The following is a 336-nucleotide window of genomic DNA, read 5'->3' as shown; positions in this document are numbered from 1 at the left end:
GGAGACGTCGAAGGTACCGCCACCGAGGTCGAAGACCAGGATGGTCTGCTCCTTCTCGCCCTTGTCCAGGCCGTAGGCCAGGGCCGCGGCGGTGGGCTCGTTGATGATGCGCAGGACGTTCAGCCCGGCGATCTGGCCGGCCTCCTTGGTGGTCTGCCGTTGGGAGTCGTCGAAGTAGGCCGGGACGGTGATGACCGCGTCGGTGACTTCCTCGCCCAGGTAGGCCTCGGCGTCCCGCTTGAGCTTCATCAGCACGCGGGCGCTGATCTCCTGCGGCGTGTACTCCGTCGCGGGATGCCGTGGGTGTTCAGGATGATGTCCACCGGCGTGCCGTCC

General features: G+C 67.3%; 1 protein-coding gene. It reads right to left on the bottom strand.

What is annotated here, in order from left to right:
• A partial coding sequence (locus SREC43747_RS20070) for an Hsp70 family protein (protein ID WP_152528486.1) occupies nt 1-336 on the bottom strand: 336 nt, incomplete at both ends.

The sequence above is a fragment of the Saccharopolyspora rectivirgula DSM 43747 genome, from assembly GCF_000497205.1.
GTDB lineage: Bacteria > Actinomycetota > Actinomycetes > Mycobacteriales > Pseudonocardiaceae > Saccharopolyspora > Saccharopolyspora rectivirgula.
This window is presented reverse-complemented; position numbering and strand designations above follow the sequence as displayed.